This is a genomic window from Paenibacillus sp. NAIST15-1 (assembly GCF_001894745.1).
Classification (GTDB): Bacteria; Bacillota; Bacilli; order Paenibacillales; family Paenibacillaceae; genus Paenibacillus_B; species Paenibacillus_B suaedae.
Genome location: NZ_BBYF01000019.1, coordinates 79531 through 97263 on the forward strand (window position 1 = coordinate 79531; position 17733 = coordinate 97263).

Annotated in this window: 16 protein-coding genes; 2 read left to right on the top strand and 14 right to left on the bottom strand. The window is 47.1% G+C overall.

The features are described 5' to 3' along the window. Positions 1-3: 3 nt before the first annotated feature. The 3 genes from PBN151_RS26055 to PBN151_RS26065 form a co-directional block, all read right to left on the bottom strand. Positions 4-2250 carry an MMPL family transporter gene (locus PBN151_RS26055; RefSeq protein ID WP_083545337.1) on the bottom strand — a complete coding sequence of 749 codons (2247 nt, stop codon included), beginning with the start codon at positions 2248-2250 and terminating at the stop codon, positions 4-6. A 102-nt stretch (positions 2251-2352) separates the two neighbouring features. Continuing rightward, the gene (locus tag PBN151_RS26060) at positions 2353-3411 is read right to left on the bottom strand and encodes an HD-GYP domain-containing protein (protein WP_227775094.1); all 1059 of its coding nucleotides are present in this window, start codon (positions 3409-3411) and stop codon (positions 2353-2355) included. Between the two features lie 355 nt (positions 3412-3766). Next, positions 3767-4591, bottom strand: coding sequence for an undecaprenyl-diphosphate phosphatase (locus tag PBN151_RS26065; protein WP_072731502.1), 825 nt, complete (start codon positions 4589-4591; stop codon positions 3767-3769). Between the two features lie 231 nt (positions 4592-4822). Here PBN151_RS26065 and PBN151_RS26070 point away from each other — a divergent pair, with 231 nt between their 5' ends. Next, positions 4823-5893 carry an HD-GYP domain-containing protein gene (locus PBN151_RS26070; protein ID WP_072731552.1) on the top strand — a complete coding sequence of 357 codons (1071 nt, stop codon included), beginning with the start codon at positions 4823-4825 and terminating at the stop codon, positions 5891-5893. 97 nt (positions 5894-5990) lie between these two features. Here the strand turns inward: PBN151_RS26070 and PBN151_RS26075 are convergent, their stop codons facing one another. From PBN151_RS26075 to PBN151_RS26110, 8 genes are all read right to left on the bottom strand, one after another. Continuing rightward, positions 5991-6701, bottom strand: a complete 711-nt coding sequence (locus PBN151_RS26075) for a polysaccharide deacetylase family protein (protein ID WP_072731554.1) — start codon at positions 6699-6701, stop codon at positions 5991-5993. Between the two features lie 400 nt (positions 6702-7101). Continuing rightward, positions 7102-8499 carry a Fe-S cluster assembly protein SufB gene (gene sufB, locus PBN151_RS26080; RefSeq protein ID WP_021252192.1) on the bottom strand — a complete coding sequence of 466 codons (1398 nt, stop codon included), beginning with the start codon at positions 8497-8499 and terminating at the stop codon, positions 7102-7104. A 41-nt stretch (positions 8500-8540) separates the two neighbouring features. Further along, positions 8541-8963: a Fe-S cluster assembly sulfur transfer protein SufU gene (gene sufU / locus PBN151_RS26085; RefSeq protein WP_072731504.1), complete on the bottom strand. Its 423-nt coding sequence runs from the start codon at positions 8961-8963 to the stop codon at positions 8541-8543. Then, positions 8950-10176, bottom strand: a complete 1227-nt coding sequence (locus tag PBN151_RS26090) for a cysteine desulfurase (RefSeq protein ID WP_072731505.1) — start codon at positions 10174-10176, stop codon at positions 8950-8952. Before PBN151_RS26090 ends, sufU begins: the two co-directional genes overlap by 14 nt. Then, on the bottom strand, positions 10173-11489 hold the full coding sequence (gene sufD / locus PBN151_RS26095) for a Fe-S cluster assembly protein SufD (RefSeq protein WP_072731507.1): 1317 nt from the start codon (positions 11487-11489) through the stop codon (positions 10173-10175). The genes PBN151_RS26090 and sufD overlap by 4 nt, the downstream gene beginning before the upstream one ends. 40 nt (positions 11490-11529) lie before the next feature. Next, entirely contained in the window at positions 11530-12312 is a 783-nt protein-coding gene (gene sufC, locus PBN151_RS26100) for a Fe-S cluster assembly ATPase SufC (RefSeq protein WP_021254151.1), read from the bottom strand. 346 nt (positions 12313-12658) lie between these two features. Further along, positions 12659-13102, bottom strand: a complete 444-nt coding sequence (locus tag PBN151_RS26105) for a Dps family protein (RefSeq protein WP_072731508.1) — start codon at positions 13100-13102, stop codon at positions 12659-12661. Between the two features lie 342 nt (positions 13103-13444). Beyond that, positions 13445-13747 carry a YunC family protein gene (locus tag PBN151_RS26110; protein WP_072731509.1) on the bottom strand — a complete coding sequence of 101 codons (303 nt, stop codon included), beginning with the start codon at positions 13745-13747 and terminating at the stop codon, positions 13445-13447. Positions 13748-13924: 177 nt separating this feature from the next. Here PBN151_RS26110 and PBN151_RS26115 point away from each other — a divergent pair, with 177 nt between their 5' ends. After that, positions 13925-14551, top strand: a complete 627-nt coding sequence (locus PBN151_RS26115; protein WP_072731511.1) for a hypothetical protein — start codon at positions 13925-13927, stop codon at positions 14549-14551. 88 nt (positions 14552-14639) lie between these two features. On the opposite strand, the gene PBN151_RS26120 is transcribed toward PBN151_RS26115, so the two are convergent. The 3 genes from PBN151_RS26120 to PBN151_RS26130 form a co-directional block, all read right to left on the bottom strand. Then, a complete protein-coding gene (locus tag PBN151_RS26120; protein WP_227775097.1) occupies positions 14640-16613 on the bottom strand; it encodes a sensor domain-containing protein in 1974 nt (657 codons plus the stop codon). 39 nt (positions 16614-16652) lie between these two features. Next, positions 16653-17021, bottom strand: coding sequence for a DUF423 domain-containing protein (locus PBN151_RS26125; RefSeq protein WP_021254156.1), 369 nt, complete (start codon positions 17019-17021; stop codon positions 16653-16655). A gap of 129 nt (positions 17022-17150) precedes the next feature. Further along, on the bottom strand, positions 17151-17687 hold the full coding sequence (locus PBN151_RS26130) for a nitrous oxide-stimulated promoter family protein (protein WP_227775099.1): 537 nt from the start codon (positions 17685-17687) through the stop codon (positions 17151-17153). Positions 17688-17733 lie beyond the last annotated feature (46 nt).

Genomic DNA, 17733 nt, shown 5'->3' on the forward strand with positions numbered 1-17733 from the left:
TATTTATAGCATACTTCGCCGTTCCTTGCGTCGAAACATGCTTGGGACCCACCAATTGGCATGCCCCATCAGCTTCATAAATGCAGGAACGAGCAGAACACGTATGAGTGTTGCATCCAAAAATACAGATACTGCAAGCCCAAGCCCGATAGCCTTCATCATCTCGTTATCGGTGAAAATAAACGCACCAACAACAACAATCAAGATGAAAGCAGCACTTGTAATAATACTGCCTGTCTTCATCAGCCCTTGAGCGGTGCTGTGCTCATTGTCCTTCGTTCGATCATACTCTTCCGCAATCCGTGACAGCAAGAACACCTCATAATCCATAGATATGCCGAACACGACACAAAAAATGATGACAGGAAGCATCGCCACCACCATTCCTGTTGACGTTACATGCAATAGATCAGCTAAATAGCCATGCTGGAAGACAAGGACGACAATGCCAAGACTTGCGCCAAGGCTCAGCATGTTCATGATGACCGCCTTCAGCGGCAGAAGAACCGAGCGGAATGCGACGAAGAGCACGATGTAGGTCACGATAAGAATAAACGCGATCACATACGGAAGCGCAGCCGTGATGCGTTCAATGATATCATGCTGAACCGCTGGCCCTCCGGTTACATACTTCCTGCTCAATCCCGAACCTGAATCTATCTGACGCAGCTCGTCCACTACCTTGAACGCAGCATCACCCTTCATGTCAGGCCTCAGAATCACTTGCACCACAAGCATCTTGTCACGAAGCGGCAGCTTCGCCTCCATCTGTGTGCGAACTTCTGGGCGGGACAACGCCGCTGCCTGCGCTTCAGCTCCTGTAATATTCAACTGAGCTAATGCATCCACATAGCTATCAACACGCTGTACACCCTCTATAAGTTGAATACGGGATGCTAGCCCTTGAATCGCTTGTATCGTCTCGATAGAAGAATAGGGCTTGTCCGCCTCCACAACGATTTGAATTGGATTCAACGCCTGCTCATCATAAGCTTCTCTCATCAATTCTGCACCGTAGCGCGATTCGTACTTCGGCGGCAGCATCTCTGCATCCGGTATCCCAATCTTCATGCTGCCTATCGGCCATGCACAAGCAGCCAATGCAGTTGTGAGCAGCAGAACGATCCCTACGGGATGCTTCATCACACCATGCGCAATACGGCTCCATAGTTCACTGCCACTCGTCTTCTCCGCACTTCTCCACCGGGCAGGAATGATAGGGAACTTGTTCACCTTATCGCCGAGTACACTTAATAGTGACAGAAGAAGCGTGTTCCCCGCTATAACTGACATCATGACGACGATAACTCCACCAATGCACAACGAGCGGAACAAGGATAAATCAATAAACAGCATAGCAATTAAGCCGATCAGCACCGCAACACCAGAAAATAAAATGGACTGGCCCGCGGTCTGCGCCGTCATGGCGACAGCCTGCTCAACAGAAGATTGCTTGGCAAGTTCCTCTCGGAACCTGCTTACAATGAAGAGCGCATAATCAATGCCAACAGCTAGTCCCAACATGGACACCATATTCGGCAAAAAATTGCTTAACGTATCTGTTAGCTGAGCAATTCCATAAATAATCCCGAGCGTAGTTGTCACACTGAACAGCCCGATAATGAGCGGAAGGAATCCCGCAAGCCATGTTCCGAAGACGAACAATAAGACGATCAGCGCGATTGGCAATCCGATTAGTTCCGACTTCACAATATCGTTCTTGCTCGCAGTCTGAATATCATAGTAGACCGGTGTCGCACCAGTCACATAGGCCTTCGCGAACGGGATGTCGGAAATAAGCTTACGCAGATCGGTATATCGATCCAGCGCTTCATCCGTATCCATATTAAGACGGACATGTGCAGCAACTACATCGCTACGCACTCCCGTTCTATCCTGAGTCCGCAGCTGAACGTCACCGACGGATGAATTCTGCTTCAATTCAGTAAGGGAACGTTCAATCTGCTGTATCGATTCTTTCGTCAATAGCGACCTGCCGTCGCTGCTCTCATAGACAATATCCATCGTCGTAGAAGAGAGACCAAGCCCATCACGCAGCAGCTCATATCCTACATAAGATTCGCTTCCTGTCGGCGTAAACCCATTATCCTTAAGCATGGAAGGCACTTGTATAGCCAATATCGAAGCCATTGCAAATAGAAGCGTCCATATGATCAATACCCCATGACGCCAACGATACATCCACTTTCCCCAGTGCCACAACCAACCTGTTCTGGCTGTTTCCCTCACGTGTTGAACCCCCTGCTCACTTGTAGACTGAATAAAGGGAATATGATAATAATGAATAAGTGCTGAGCTTACTTGCTTCGTTGTGTGTTGCCTACGCGCTCATTAATCAGCTGCGTGATAGCCCACGATCATAACGTGGAGTTTCTTGGATAGATCGATCTCATGAGGGGTCTTCAATGGATTGCCATCAGCGTCGTACAGTACTCTTACAACTGGTCGTTGTGGACACTCAGCATGAATGCGGGCAACAACGCATGTCTCGCCTGTATTCAAATGAATGGACATTCCTATCGGATAGACAGCCATACGGTCTCTGAACAATTCCAGCATACCTTGCTCGTATTGTGTCCCTGATCCGGTATACAAAATTTCAAGTGCTTCATGTGGAAGCATTGCCTTACGGTATACACGATGGGTTGTCATCGCATCATATGAATCCGTAATCCCAATCCACTTCGCATATTCATGAATATCCGGCGACTTAATGCCGCGCGGATAGCCAGAACCGTTCAACCGCTCATGGTGCTGATAAGCACAGTGCGCTGCCAGAAGCGGAATGTTCGGCTCATCCTTCAACATGCGGTATCCTATCTCCGCATGCTGCTTCATATGTGCAAATTCAGCATCAGACAACGAACCTGGCTTGTTCAATACTTCGAGATTAATCTGCGTCTTGCCAATGTCATGAAGGAGCGCCCCCATGCTCAATGTCCGCAGTTCATTGCGGGGATATCCGTGATGAAGTCCTAGCAGGGTCGTATATACACACACATTAAGGGAATGTCGAAACAAATAATGATCAGTTGTCTGCATATCATTCAGCATTACCATCGCCTTATGGTTGCCATACAAATCGCCAATGATGGCATCCAATACATCGAAAAACTCGCGATTCAATGTAGAATTCGAGGCAGCACGCTTCCGTGTCATGGCTTCATCAATCAATTGCTTGAATTGCTTGCGAATCGTCATATTAGCCAGCCTTCGTGTCTCATCGCTCAACACATCCGGCGCATGAATACCTTCTGTCCGATCATCTTCTACATATACGTATGATACGCCCATCGCTTCCAAGCGCTGAATATACGCGGTATTAAGCTCTACTTGCTCCTTGAGCAGCACTAGACCTTCTTCATTATATATTTGTTTTGCTAATCGCATGCCAGCTCGGCACGCTTGTATAGGTACCCATCGCAAGCAGAGTCAACCCCTGAAGTTATGATATTTACATTCACTTAAAATGCATCGAATTAATCATATCAAATTCTCGCTAGACTAGCGAGTCACTACCGTACATTCCTTTGTTTACGTAGAAAATATGGCAGATTTCACTCCCGCCCTTCTCCACCTTCCAAGTAATTTGGATGAATAAAAGCACACAACTGTTGCATACTTCTGAAATTTACTGGCATTCTAAATGCCTCGAAATGATCCTATCAGAAATACTCAGTACTTCACACAGAGATATTCATTAATGTTCAATATCTAATATCTAATATCTAATATCTAATATCTACTACATCATGAAGTACCAGAACAAAGCTGCGAGAACAAAGCGATATATCGCAAAGTGACGAAGCTTAATCCGCTGAATATGCTTGAGGAAGGCAACAACAATCACATAGGCTACAACAAAGGATACTAAGAAACCAAGTACAAAAAAAGCGAAAATATCGAGTGTAAACATCTTATAATTTTGGAGCAGTTCATAGCCGCTTGCCGCACACATAATGGGAATCGCAATGAGAAAGGAAAAATCAGCAGACGCCCGGTAGCTGACACCGCTCAGCATACCACCTGACATGGTAGAGCCTGATCGGGAAAACCCTGGCCACAGCACAGACAATATTTGAAAGAGTCCTATTGAAAAGGCCTGCTTATAACTAATTTCATCGATCGTGTTCGCCGAGGGTTGTCTGCGAGACCCATACCATTCTGCGAACCACATAAATGCACCGCCGACTACAAGAGCCCATAACACCGCTTCCGTACTGTCAAATAATTGCTTAATATGGTCTTTCGCTACATAGGCCACCGCTAATGCAGGTGCTATTGCAATAATGACATGGAGCAGATTCAGACGAGGACAGATGACATGTCCTTGCTGTACGGTTCGCTTGCGCAATCCCAGCATCTCCAATATGCGATTCCAATACACAACCGTCATGGCTAAGGTCGCCCCCAGTTGAATGACAATTTCGAATGTCTTGAGCCAGTTGGCCTGCTCCTCAATCCCCATCAGCTTCGTCGTCAATATCATATGACCTGTTGATGAGACAGGTATGAATTCTGTCAGTCCCTCCACGATGCCCAGTACAATTGCAACAATGACATAGAACATGGCTAAACCCCTCATTTCCCCCATACGTAGAAATACTCAGCATGATGATTTGAATGATTGCGAGCATTACACGTTCGGACAAAGTATCTTGTTCTTTGTATACGAGCAGAGGGAACATTTCAGCACCAATTCTTCACATTTTCCTGGAAAATGTTACTGTTATCTTGTGGCTGGCTTTGATATGATAAATGATACATGTAGTACAAAATGACTAGAAGGGTGAGACATTTGGTGCGGATTCATGTCACGCAAATTCACGAAGGAGACACTCTCACGAAGGATATTTTCAATGATAGAGGGCTGTTGGTTCTGTCTGCTGGAACCGTTATGAAGCATAGGGACATCGCCCTACTTATTCGTCATCACATGGATATGGTAGACATCGAAGCAAGACCACTCACCGATGAAGAGGCTGTATCCCCATCCCAGATCAATGTGCCGCTAAGTTCAAATCATATCGTTCATGAGGAAATGCAGAAAGGCTACATGGAGGCAACTCGAAATGTGGAAAGCATCTTTCAGGATGTTATCCAGCACGGATTTCTGCGGGATGAGCTTGTACAATCGTCCATCACACCGCTTATTCAACAGATGGAGAAGCAGCGTGATGTTGTATCCCTCTTGCTTCTGCTGGACTCGAAGGATAATTATACGTACCAGCATTCCGTACAGGTCGGCATGCTGTCTTACTATTTGGCCAAGTGGATGCATTACGGAGAAGAGGATGCGGAGCGCATATGCAAGGCAGGATTTCTGCATGACATTGGCAAGAGTCGCATTCACAAGTCGATCCTACTCAAGCCTGGACAGCTGACGAGCTCGGAGTTCGTAGAGATGAAGTCGCATACTGTGATCGGCTATGAAATCATCCGTTCCTCCTATAGCGACAATTGGCTCGCGATGGCGGCCCTCCAGCATCATGAACGCTTAGATGGAAGCGGTTACCCTTATGGTGCTGCTGAGCAGGAGATCCATCCGACAGCACGTATCATCGCAGTTGCTGATGTGTATAGCTCCATGACGTCTACACGAATTTATCGGGACAAGCAGGATTTATTTACGGTTCTGAAAGAGCTTGATTCGATGAGCTACAGCGGACTTGATCCCCACATTGTTCATACCTTCATTCGCCATATGCTGCCTAACTTCATCCATAAGCAGGCACGCCTAAGCGACGGGCGAACCGGAACAATCATCATGAATCATCAGACTGAATTTTTCCGGCCGCTCGTGCAAATTGATAATCGTTTCGTTGATTTGACACAATGCCGCGATCTTCATATTGAAGAGGTGTGCATGTAACCTGCTGTGTGCCTGATGTGTGCTCAATGATGCGCACACTTACGGCGTTTTTCTCGCTGGGTATGAACCCTTCTAGCCTGACAGGCACAAAATGAACTTAGGAAGTCTTCGCCTTGACACGGTGCGCCATTAATTCAGAAACGGTGACAAATGAATAGCCCCGCCGCTTCAATTCGGGCAGTATTTTCTTCAGTGCCTGAATGGTCTGTGTGCTTCCTTCTACTAAGTCGTGCATCAGTACGATGTCACCGTTTCTTGCATGCCCAAGCACCTTATTGACAATTCGATCTACTCCTGGAGAACGCCAATCCTTCGTATCCTGATGCCACGACCATAAAATAACGCGGTACCCCTTCTCCCGTGCAATTTCTACTAGCCGCTCATTATAATACCCGCCAGGTGGCCGGAACAATTGAGGCGGCGTACCTGTTACCTCTTCAATCACTCGATGCGCCTTCATAATTTCCTCTTCAATCTCGGCCTTCGTTACACCTTTGCGAAAATATTTATGATGATACGTATGGTTCGCAATTTCATGTCCTTCACGAACTGTGCGCTTCACTAATTCTTGGTGCGACTTTACCCTCCATCCTACGACGAAGAAGGTAGCCTTGGCATTATACTGCTTTAACAGGTCTAAGATAACCGGAGTGCGGGTTGGATCAGGACCATCATCAAAGGTGAGTGCAATCCGCTTGCCGGCAGACGGCACTTCCCAGACGATATCTCCTCGCCCTTCATAATAGGCACGATCTCTGCGAGCTGGCGCACTCTCATGATAGGCGTCGATTTGTGATGCTACGGACATGGAATGTGCATTGGCTGGTGCAAGCAGACATACTACCATACCGCCTAATAACATCATGATACGGAATCTGTGCTTGCGACGAATGTGCCGCAACTTTCGCTCCTGTTGGATAGGGTCCACCATTTCCAATCCTCCTGTTGCGTAGTGAAATACATAGATGCGAACCCGCTGCAAGCAAGTTGAACATCACCATAGGGATTAGTATGCCATATTTGGGGTGTACCATGCGGATGCAGCAAAAACGGGAACAGACAATGAGGAATGAAACGCAATAAGGCCGATCAGCACACAAAAAAATACGTGCTCTTGCCTGCTGTACCATGTACAGCAAACAAATGAGCACGTATCTGACTACAATCTTATGAAGGTTAGGTCGATTGGCAGACTGCAGAAGCAGTCATTAACCGATAGAGCCTTCCATTTCGAACTTGATCAATCTATTCATCTCAACGGCATATTCCATTGGGAGCTCCTTCGTGAACGGCTCGATGAAGCCCATAACGATCATTTGAGTCGCTTCATCTTCAGACAAGCCGCGGCTCATCAGATAGAAGAGCTGATCCTCAGATACCTTGGATACAGTCGCTTCATGCTCCAATTGGATATTGTCATTGCGAATCTCGTTGTATGGAATCGTATCGGACGTAGACTCGTTATCCAAGATCAACGTATCACATTTTACGTTTGATTTTGCACCATCAGAATCACGACCGAACGAAGTCAAGCCGCGATACGAAACCTTACCGCCATGCTTCGAGATGGATTTCGAGATGATTGTTGACGTTGTATCTGGAGCCAAGTGAATCATCTTCGCACCCGCATCCTGATGCTGGCCTTTACCTGCTACCGCAATGGACAACACAGAGCCTTTTGCCCCGCGGCCTTTCAAGATGACAGCTGGGTATTTCATAGTCAGCTTGGAGCCGATGTTGCCGTCAACCCACTCCATGTTCGCATTTTCTTCCGCAACGGCACGCTTTGTAACCAGGTTGTAGATGTTTGGCGCCCAGTTTTGGATTGTTGTATAACGAACACGCGCATTTTTCTTCACGATAATCTCAACAACCGCACTATGAAGGGAATTCGTGCTGTAGATAGGCGCTGTACAGCCTTCAACGTAGTGCACGAAGCTGTCTTCATCAGCGATAATCAGCGTACGCTCGAACTGACCCATGTTCTCGGAGTTGATACGGAAGTAAGCTTGCAACGGAATTTCACACTTCACGCCTTTAGGCACGTAGATGAAGCTTCCGCCCGACCATACTGCACTGTTCAATGCAGCGAACTTGTTGTCCGCTGGAGGAACAACAGATGCGAAGTGCTCGCGGAAGATCTCCGGATGCTCACGAAGCGCTGTGTCCGTATCCATAAAGATTACGCCCTGCTCTTCGAGATCCTTCTGCATGCTGTGATAGACAACCTCAGATTCATACTGAGCAGATACACCGGCAAGGAACTTCTGTTCCGCTTCCGGAATACCGAGCTTATCGAATGTTTCTTTAATTTCAGTCGGTACTTCTTCCCATGTCTTTCCTTGCTTCTCAGAAGGACGCACATAGTATTGAATGTCGTTGAAGTCCAGCTCATCCAAATCGCCGCCCCAACGAGGCATTGTCATTTTGTTAAATTGCTCAAGCGACTTCAAGCGGAATTCCAGCATCCAGTCAGGCTCACCCTTAATACGGGAGATCTCGGTAACGATCTCCGGCGTCAGCCCTTTACCGGATTGGAAGACTGCTTGGTGATTATCGCGAAAGCCATACTTGTATTCTTCCATTTCAGGCATTTTCTTCGCCATTGTTGTTGTACCTCCTTCGTGCGAACCTCGCACTTTATCGCCTATTCAGGCTTCTCGATCCCTTTGCGCAGCGCGTTCCAAGCCAATGTCGCACACTTGATGCGAGCCGGGAATTTGTTCACGCCGGACAGAGCCTCGATATCTTCATATTCATCAAACGCAGCGCCCTCGCCTTTAACCAGGGCAGAGAATCGCTCAGCCAATTCATGTGCCTGCTCCAACGTCTTACCTTTGACCGCTTCTGTCATCATTGACGCACTAGACATGCTAATCGAGCAGCCTTCGCCTGTGAATCTGGCATCCTCAACAATGCCATCGTTCAGCTTCAGCTGCAGTGATATGCGATCTCCACAAGTCGGGTTATTCAGGTCAACCGTAACCGTGTCTTCCTCGAACGTGCCGCGGTTCCGTGGCTTCTTGTAGTGATCCATGATGACTCGGCGATACAGATCATCCAATTGCATCGCTGAAATACTCCTTCGTTTCCCGCAAGGCTTCCGCCAACCGGTCAATGTCTGCTTCCGTGTTGTACAAGTAGAAACTTGCGCGCGCCGTAGCACTTACTTTGAGCCAACGCATAAGCGGTTGGCAGCAGTGATGTCCGGCACGTACCGCAATCCCCTTCGCATCCAGAACAGTAGCTACATCATGAGGATGGACATCATCCAAATTGAATGTAACGAGCCCGATCCGTTCGCTGCGAGGACCGTAGATCGAGATTCCCTCAATCTCAGACAAGCGCTCGACTGCATATGCACCCAGTTGCATTTCATGCTTATGAATATTGTCCAGCCCTACTTCGTTCAGGAAATCAATCGCAGCGCCAAGTCCAACAGCACCCGCAATGATCGGTGTTCCTGCTTCGAATCGCGCAGGAACATCCTTCCATGTCGAATCATACAACTCGACGAAGTCGATCATTTCACCACCGAATTCGATTGGTTCCATCTTCTCGAGCAGCGCCATCTTCCCATATAATGCCCCGATTCCGGTCGGCCCGCACATTTTATGCCCTGACAATGCGTAGAAGTCGCAGTCCAGATCCTGAACATCAATCCGCATATGCGGTGTGCTCTGTGCGCCGTCAACTACGATTACAGCACCGTGGCGATGTGCAATCTCCGCGATCTGCTTCACTGGATTCACGATTCCGAGCACATTGGATGCATAAGCAATCGATACAATCTTCGTCCGATCTGTAATCGACTGCTCCACATCAGACAGCAAGAGTGTGCCATCTTCCTGCATCGGGATAAATTTCAATGTAGCCCCTGTTGCCTTTGCGACCTGCTGCCACGGAATGAAATTACTATGGTGTTCCATTTGCGTAATTACGATTTCATCGCCTTCACCGCATACGCTGCGTCCGTAGGACGATGCAACGAGATTAAGCGCAGATGTCGTCCCGCGTGTGAACACAATCTCTTCCGTGCGTGCCGCATTAATGAACCGGGCAACTTTCTCCCGCGCACCTTCGTAAGCGTCTGTCGCCCGGGAACCGAGCGTATGGACGCCGCGATGTACGTTCGAGTTGTCCTTCTCATAATACGCTTGTATCGCATCAATTACGGACCTCGGCTTCTGTGAGGTTGCCGCACTGTCCAAATACACCAACGGATGACCATTAATTTCCTGATTTAGGATCGGAAATTGCTCACGAAGCTCGCGTCCAATCATTGTCCCAGCTTCCTTTCGATGTAACGCTTCAGCAATTGCTGCAGATGCTCGCTTGGCAGCTCAGCTACAACTGGCGCCAAGAAGCCGCGGATAATCAGATTCTCCGCCTCTTCACGAGCAATACCGCGCGACATCATGTAATGTACTTGCTCCTGGTTCACTTGACCAGCAGAAGCAGCATGACCCGCTGTTACATCGTCCTCATCGATTAGCAAGATTGGATTGGCGTCACCACGAGCTTTTGGGCTCAACATGAGCACGCGCTCGGTTTGCTCACCGTTCGCTTTTGTTGCTCCCTTCTCGATCTTCGTAATCCCGTTGATGATCGAAGAAGCAGATTCGCGCATAACCGCGCGCGTAATCATTTGGCTGTCAGAGCTCTTGCCGAAGTGTACGGCTTTCGTCGTAATGTTCAACTTTTGCTCGCCATTTCCTACGCATATTACTTTTGTATCCGATGTAGAACCATTCCCTTTCAGGATCGAGTTCGTCTCGGACGCAGCGTTACCGTTGTGCATTTCACCAACAATCCACTCGATGCGGCCGTCGTTTTCAACAATGGCACGACGAATCGTGATATCCGTAGCTTTCTCATCCAAATGATGGACAGATGCATAAGTTACCTTCGCACCTGATTTAACAAATACTTCAACTACACCATTATGAACATAAGCATCAGAAGAAGATCCAGATACGTAGTTGTCTACGTAGTTCACGCGACTGTTCACATCCGCCACGATCAACACATGCGGTGCAAATGTAGCCTTCGCATTGTCTGTATAGAATACAGCCTGAAGCGGAATATCAACTTCTACATTTTTAGGCACGTACAAGAATACGCCGCCATTCCATACTGCAGCATGTACAGCTGCCAATTGATGCTCATCAGCCTTCAGAGCTTGCATCAAATGAGGCTTCACCAAGTCTTCGTGCTCACGAACAGCCGTCTCCAAGTCTGTGAAGATAACACCCTTCGCTGCCAATTCAGCTTGCAGCTGACGATAAATAACACTGGAATTGTGCTGAACCAGCACGTTGTCAACCTGCTCGGAAGACTCATCCCCTGTTAGAATATTGCGAGCTTCTGCTGGAATAGTAGCAAATGTAGATGCCAATTGACCTTCTACATATTCACCATATGCACTTAGGTCCCAACGTTCAATTTTTGTTTTCTCAAATATCGGATAATCCAGTCCCGCTGCTTGATCCAACGCCTGCAAACGCAATTCAGCAAGCCATGCCGGCTCACTCTTGCGGCTCGAAAGCGCTGCGACCGCTTCACGGCTCACTGGCAATGTCGTATTCGTGCTCATCGGTCTATCGCTCCTCCTGTCAATCGTTTGCTAGAATGAATTACTCGTCTTGTCCAACTGTTTCGTCTGTAATGCCGAGTTCTTCCTTCACCCAGTCGTAGCCTTCTGCCTCAAGGCGCTCAGCCAGTTCAGGTCCGCCGGATTTCACGATGCGGCCTTGCATCATAACGTGTACGAAATCAGGCTTCACATAGTTCAGCAAACGTTGATAGTGCGTAATAACCAAGAATCCGCGTTCTTCGCTGCGCATCGCATTTACACCATTTGCAACGATCTTCAAGGCGTCGATATCCAAACCAGAGTCGATTTCATCCAATACTACGATTTTCGGATCGAGCATCATCATTTGCAAGATTTCGTTACGCTTCTTCTCCCCGCCGGAGAAGCCTTCGTTCAAGTAACGATGAGCGAACTCTTCGTTCATCTCAAGTTCTTTCATTTTGCCTTCCATTTGGCGAATGAACTTGATCAAGGAGATTTCGTTGCCTTCGCCGCGGCGTGCATTGATGGCACTGCGCAAGAAGTCAGAGTTCGTTACACCTGCGATCTCGCTTGGATATTGCATAGCAAGGAACAGACCTGCGCGAGCGCGCTCGTCAACTTCCATCTCAAGCAAATCTTCACCGTTCAATGTAGCAGAACCTTCTGTTACTTCATATTTTGGATGCCCCATCAAAGCAGAAGCGAGTGTACTTTTACCAGTTCCGTTAGGACCCATGATAGCATGTACCTCGCCGCCCTTCATTTCAAGGTTGATTCCTTTCAGAATCTCTTTACCTTCAATGGTCGCCTTCAAACCATTAATGACGAATTGAGTTGACATTGTGTTGTAACCTCCAGATTGATGGATTTGTAGAAAAGATGTATACTGAAAGAACAAGTAATCTTTATCCACGCTATAAGATTTATCACATTATAATCATTATAAAATGATTATCATTGATTCTCAATATAATTTTAAAACAATCATTTGTATAAATCAACCAGCGCCCTGTCCTCTCTCTTTATACCTCTTGCATAACAGCCCCCTATTTCTATAGAAAAGCGCCCTATTAGCTAGAGCATCATCGTTTTACCAATTTATATATAATTTCAGTAAAAAGCGCACCCTTTTCAGGATGCGCTTATATGATTTTCATTTACGTATCGAAATTTGTATCCGCCATTCCTTATGCAAGGAATGCATTCAACATCCATACATGCTTCTCTAGGTCAGATTGAATGCCGATGAACAAGTCATTTGTAGGCTCGTCCCCAGCAGCTTGCGCTGCTTCTTGTGCTTCGCCGCATTCTGCTATCAATTGATTGAAGTCTTTAACAAGCTGCTTCACCATTTCTTCTGCTGTTTCGCTGCCTGTCGCTTCTTGCAATGTTGTATGCTCCAAATACTGCTTCACAGTAGCATATGGTCTGCCCCCAATTGTAAGTAAGCGTTCCGCAACATCATCCATTTTCGCTGTGATTTCATTATAGAACTCTTCGAACTTCTCATGCAGCGTGAAGAACAGAGGACCTTTTACATACCAATGGTAGTTATGAAGTTTCACATACAATACGTTCAAGTTCGCTACTTGCTGATTCAACAGAGTTTGAAGTTTTTCGTTATTTGCCATGATCAAAACGCCTCCTAATTGATATCAATTTCTTATTAATAATAATTCTAAATTAATATTAACTATTTTTCAAGTCTTTCTTGTACAAATGTTGATTGCCAATCTTTTCTACCCTATTTCTCATCGATTCCTTGCAACTTTATTCTGCTGGCCTACTATATATATGTACCCGTGTCCACGTGAAATGAATCATCGCAACACGGCGTCCCATAAGGACTAGAGGTCATAAGTGTAACGCAAGCTGCTTCAAATCAACTATGACGCTTGATACATAAAACATCGGAATACTTCAATATTATGCGTCCCCTGCGCATTGATCATACAGCTGAATTTAGAAGTGCCTTAGAACATGAGGTTCAAAGCATCGCTGCCCTTCATGCCAACTGTAATACCGAGACGCTCAGCTTCGTGAGTGATGGATTCAAGCGGAGCTTCAAGCAACTGCTCCAGTGTCCGTACCCCGACTGCGCGTCCTGCGATGATCCCTCGATCATGCAGCTTCGTATTGAGCAGCCCTACATCAAGCGCACCGCACATAATATAGCCTTTATCGGTGGAGATCGATAGAAGTGTCGTTTTGGGCAGCAGCACTTCAACGCCTAGCACGGTTCTCTCACCAATTTTCATGGGTATTAACCGTATCACTTTGAATGCCTCCTTCTGACTTACAGGATGGTATCATCTTATGCAATCGCCGTCTTTTTGGCGCGTATGTGCCCGCAAAACGATATTTAGTTCTAAAGAACTATATTTGTCGGAATTTATACCGTATTATAATGTATTTATCTAGGCAAAATGTCCAGGTTGGAGGAATTACTGACAATGCTTTATCCTACTTCATCTCAACAATCCGTCTTCAAGTTCAATGTTGACATCCTTGTACAAGGCGAATCCAACGTGGCTGCGCTAGAAGCTTTGCTGCAATTGCTGCATCAACACCCCGACGTACTGGACGCACGCGTTCAATCCGGTAATGAGCTCGGTTCCTTGTTGGAGCTTGCCGAAGCCATGCAGCAGCGCAATATCAAGCAGTCACCGTTTGGCAAGCTGGCAGTTCGCGCAGCCCATTCAAGCTCCGCAGCTGCTGATCACCGTGTGGATAATTCCTCACCGAGAACAAATAACAAGCGGGGTGCGACCGCACAATCACCAGAATCAATGGCAACTATGAACAAGCCAGCACGCACCGCAGCTGCCGAATATACGGAGCCAAGCCAACAGCAATCCAATGATGCCCGGCTTCAAGATGTCGAGAATCAGCTCCGAAGCTACATCGAACAGAATCGTTTATTACGTTTGCGCATTAACAAAGGAAAAGGCATCACATTGAATCTCCCCTGCCGTATCCTCAATTATGACGCCTCAAATCAGCTGCTGAACGTATACCATGTTGATGAGAAGCAAGTGTACGCATTCAACCTGAATGAGATCGAAGATATGCAGCCCTAAACTCAATAACACATGAACAAACAACAACAGCCGCAATGAAGTCAGATCAGTCGACTCCTATTGCGGCTGTTGCATATCTGTTATTCACTTATGTACGAAGCATTGCATCGCTTCCTGATTGCAGCGAATATCTGCGGAACAGAGATTCGAACCCACTGCGTGGCAGCGGAGGGCTGAAGTAATAGCCCTGTATATTGTCACATTGATTATTTTGCAAGAAGACAAGCTGTTCCTTCGTCTCTACACCTTCTGCAATAACTTGCATATTCATATTGTGCCCGAGTGCAATAATCGCCGATACGATGGCAGCATCATTCGGATCTTGCTGCAAATCACGCACAAAGGAGCGATCAATCTTGAGGCGGTGTATCGGAAAGTTCTTCAAATAATGCAGTGAGCTGTAACCCGTTCCGAAATCATCAATACTAATCGCTACGCCCATATCTTTCAACTTGCGCAAGGTCTGTGACGCACGCGATACTTCCATCGTCATGCTCTCCGTAATTTCCAGGTCAAGGTATTGCGGTTCCAGCCCTGTTCGCTGCAGTACCTCCTGTACCGTCTCCGTCAAATTGTTCATTTCGAACTGCCTTACTGACAAATTAACGGATACCGGTATACGTTCAAGGCCTTTATCTTGCCACTGCTTATTCTGTCTGCAGGCTTCTTCCATAATCCATGTCCCGAGGGCTACAATGAAGCCATTCTCTTCAGCCAAGGAGATAAATTCTCCTGGCGGAATGAGACCTCGCTCCGGATGGTTCCAGCGCACAAGTGCCTCCATCCCGACAATTCGGTAGGTCGACATATCTACCTGCGGCTGGTAATAGAGCTCGAATTCCCCTCTTGTCAGCGCCTTGCGCATGTCATGCTCCAGTGTAATACGCTCAAGCGGACGATCATTCATCTCTGGAACGAAGAATAGATATCCGTTCTTCCCCAGTTCCTTCACCCGAGACAAAGCGTAGTCTGCCTGCTGAACGGCCAGACCTGCATCATGAATGCGCATATCTTCATGAATAAGCTTCACGCCTATGCTCATCGTCACATGAACGGGGATATCGTTCAATTCGAACGGCTCCTCAAACACCGACAACAGTTGGCGTACACGCTCCTTCACTTCCTCCTCTGATCCTGCGTTCGTCATGAAGCAGATGAATTCATCCCCCTCCATGCGAGCAATGACATCATTCTCAGTCATCGAGCGCAGCAGTCTGTCGGCAATCTGCATGAGGAGCATATCGCCAAAATCAGTACCAAATGTATCGTTAATGCGCTTAAACCGATCAAGATCCATGTACAGCACCGCAATAGAAAACGAGGCATGAGCAGCCATCTCTAGCGATTCTTCCAGCCGTTGCATGAACATTCGACGATTCGGCAAGCCGGTCATATCATCATAATAGGCCATGTAGCGAATCCGTTCTTCCATATATCGATTTGGACTCGCGTCTCGAAGACTTACTGAGAAAATGGCTTCCTCTTCTGGGCAATGAGTCAGTCCCGGAAGCTGCGTCATTCGAATGAGCCAGTCTTGCGGGAAGCCATCCTTCGAGCATCCGACCAATTCCAGCTCGATCTCGCCCCCGCTTGTTACTTGATCCATGGCCTGAATCAGCTTCGAGCAAGCTTGTTCCTCCATCCATTGTCCGATAGTGATGAGCGAGCCATCGAACCCGGTTACCTCTTGGAACGCTGGGTTCATGCCGACAACCTTGCCATCGTGACGGACAAACAGCATAGGAACAGGCAGGTGATCGTAATAAGACTTCCATGTTGGCTGAACAGAGACAGCTGGGGGCTCAATCGTACTAATCGGATTATGTGCTACTCCAAACCGTTGATAGTGTGAGGATCTAATCTTAGCAGCTGCAGCATATCCAAGCATCGCTGTAAGCAGAATCAGCACCCACAATCGCGCCAATCCCTCCAACTGCAGCACAGCCCACCCTGTACATACGATTGCCGTAATTAAAGAGACAGCCATTACATATAAAGCATATCGAATTGAGCGATCCCGCTTCTGCAATTGCCGTTCATTCTGTACCTTACGGTCACTCACTAAGTATCTTCCTTCCAGCATTGGAGTCAGTACGAACACTCATCGACGAGCAGCAAGAGCAAGCATCAACCAACCAGCGATGAATGCCACTCCTCCAATCGGTGTAATCGCTCCTAACATTTTAATTCCTGTGAAGCACAGCAGATACAAGCTTCCAGAGAACACAATAATACCGATCCATATCAGCCGAGCTGACAATGCGACCTTCTTCTGATCCGCCAATTTATCCGCCAATATCGCAATAAGAAGCAATCCAAGCGCGTGCGCCATATGGTATTGAACAGCTGTTTCAAAAGTAGCCATCCGCTCAGGTGTCAACAACCCCTTCATGACATGCGCTCCGAATGCACCGAGAGCGACGGATAACAGCATATTTATACTTCCTATAATCGTATAGCGTCGCAACATGATGTTCGCTCCTTCAAGCCACATTTCGGCAATTTTTAACTATATTCGATACGATTATATATTATCTGAATTATTGCTGTTTTTCCACTTACAAATATGATCCTATAGAGCATTCTGAGATGGGGGATTTTATTTACCACCTTCAGGGGCGCGAAGGTTATCCCATACATGACGGAATGCAACAATCGGATGCTTAACCAGCATTTTAGGGCCTACTTCCCGCATGACGAGTTTGATGGCATCACGCTTGTCTTGCTTATAGCAATGAACAGCACACCGTTCACATGTCGTCTTGCGCTCTCCGAAGCGGCAATAGGTAAGACGCTTCCAAGCATAGGCAAGCAAATCAGCGCAGCTAGGGCATAATCCGTATTGCTCTGAACGGTTCTCGGAATGTGGATTCAGCTCCAGTGTATGATGATGACAATATATGCGGAGCATGAGCAGAACAGTCCGTTTTTCTCGTTTGATTCTTGGCCCTTCCTGCTTGTGGTTCTCTTTACGGCGCGAGGGTGATGGCAGCATTTCACCTTGCCCTTGTTTTGTTTCCATCTCAATCAACCTCATCATTAATGATGTAATCATATCGAGAAGCAGGAATGCCGGATATGACTTTGATAACAGAACATCCAGCACAGTACCCACATCCACAAGATAACGATCCATGTAAATGAATCGCTCCCATTGGGACAAAAATAAGTGCACACCACCC

Excerpts from the sequence above, each read along its gene's own strand:
- PBN151_RS26060 (WP_227775094.1), bottom strand. The coding sequence starts at position 3,411 with ATGCGATTAGCAAAACAAATATATAATGAAGAAGGTCTAGTGCTGCTC.
- PBN151_RS26065 (WP_072731502.1), bottom strand. The coding sequence starts at position 4,591 with ATGTTCTATGTCATTGTTGCAATTGTACTGGGCATCGTGGAGGGACTG.
- PBN151_RS26075 (WP_072731554.1), bottom strand. The coding sequence starts at position 6,701 with ATGTCCGTAGCATCACAAATCGACGCCTATCATGAGAGTGCGCCAGCT.
- sufB (WP_021252192.1), bottom strand. The coding sequence starts at position 8,499 with ATGGCGAAGAAAATGCCTGAAATGGAAGAATACAAGTATGGCTTTCGC.
- sufU (WP_072731504.1), bottom strand. The coding sequence starts at position 8,963 with ATGCAATTGGATGATCTGTATCGCCGAGTCATCATGGATCACTACAAG.
- PBN151_RS26090 (WP_072731505.1), bottom strand. The coding sequence starts at position 10,176 with ATGATTGGACGCGAGCTTCGTGAGCAATTTCCGATCCTAAATCAGGAA.
- sufD (WP_072731507.1), bottom strand. The coding sequence starts at position 11,489 with ATGAGCACGAATACGACATTGCCAGTGAGCCGTGAAGCGGTCGCAGCG.
- sufC (WP_021254151.1), bottom strand. The coding sequence starts at position 12,312 with ATGTCAACTCAATTCGTCATTAATGGTTTGAAGGCGACCATTGAAGGT.
- PBN151_RS26105 (WP_072731508.1), bottom strand. The coding sequence starts at position 13,102 with ATGGCAAATAACGAAAAACTTCAAACTCTGTTGAATCAGCAAGTAGCG.
- PBN151_RS26115 (WP_072731511.1), top strand. The coding sequence starts at position 13,925 with ATGCTTTATCCTACTTCATCTCAACAATCCGTCTTCAAGTTCAATGTT.
- PBN151_RS26125 (WP_021254156.1), bottom strand. The coding sequence starts at position 17,021 with ATGTTGCGACGCTATACGATTATAGGAAGTATAAATATGCTGTTATCC.
- PBN151_RS26130 (WP_227775099.1), bottom strand. The coding sequence starts at position 17,687 with ATGGATCGTTATCTTGTGGATGTGGGTACTGTGCTGGATGTTCTGTTA.